General features: G+C 59.8%; 2 protein-coding genes. Both read left to right on the forward strand.

All coding sequences use genetic code 11. The annotated features are described in order from the left end of the window. The coding region (locus tag AC5RU7_RS20990; protein WP_494053874.1) for an HAD domain-containing protein at positions 1 to 560 on the forward strand (560 nt) is incomplete at its 5' end. A gap of 190 nt (positions 561 to 750) precedes the next feature. Next, a partial coding sequence (locus AC5RU7_RS20995) for an RBBP9/YdeN family alpha/beta hydrolase (protein ID WP_494053875.1) occupies positions 751 to 1,146 on the forward strand: 396 nt, incomplete at its 3' end.

Here is a 1,146-nt window from a genome sequence, read left to right on the forward strand (position 1 = left end):
AGAACGGGCAAGTAGGACCTGGAGACTACCCTCCTGCCTGCGGAGCGGCTATGGTCTCGGTCATGAGACCGATCATCCTCCTCGACATCAACGGTGTGCTCAACCCTAAGCTTCAGCCGGGTGACAAGTCTGATGGGAAGAATGTGCAGCTCTCGGATTTAAAGGTTGCCCTGGTGCGTCGGCTCGCCACCAAAGGGAGGCTCGCGTGGGTATCGACGTCAGATGAGGATCTTGTGGACAGCCTCGAAGCGCAGCTGCAGCTCGAGGTGAAACCGCTGCGTGTGGAGATCATGCCGGAGCCGGACGATGAGGACCAGCAGACGCCAAAGCTGGGGTCAGTATCCAGGTGGTTGAACAAAATGGAGGCCGAAGGCGGCGCTGACTGGGACGCCATTGTGTGGATCGACGATGCACTAGAGGCTGACGTGCACGACTGGGCCCACCAGTACCACCAACCCGTCCTGCTGGAGAAGCCTGACCCTGAGGAGGGCCTGACAGAAACCCACGTCGTGGCGGTGCAGGTTTTCATTAACGACAAGGACCGGGACCATGCGCCCTGACAGCAGATGGATTCCGCCACCCGCCAAGCGCATTACGGTCACGACTTAAAGGGTAACGACGTGTACCGTCAGCGCCCGAATGGAAAACAGCGCAATCTAAGGCCCGGGGCGCCTACGCGAGGCGGGTGTACGGTGGCGGTATTCGCGCGCATAACTGGGATGCCAGCTGAACCCTCTAGAGTCTTTGCCTATGAACGCCCCAGCCAGTAATGTCCCGGTTCGACCCGTCCAGCGCGTCGTCATCGTCCACGGATACCAATCGTCTCCGGATGCAAACTGGTTCCCCTGGCTTCAAAGCGCCCTCGAAGCTGAAGACATAGAAGTCACAGTCGTTCCACTCCCCAACCCGGACAATCCTGACAAAGCAGCCTGGGAGAACGCAGTCAGCACGGCACTCGGAATGCCGGATGCGACAACAGTGGTTGTGGCACATTCCCTCGGCGTGGTCACCGTCCTACGGGTACTCGAGACCCTGCCGGAACCATGGGAGCTGGGCGGTCTCGTGTTGGTCGCCGGGTTCACTGAACCACTGGAAACATTGCCGGAACTCGATGGTTTCCTCGCAACTGACGTTGCCGTAGAGCGG

This window comes from Arthrobacter sp. K410C, assembly GCF_059090105.1.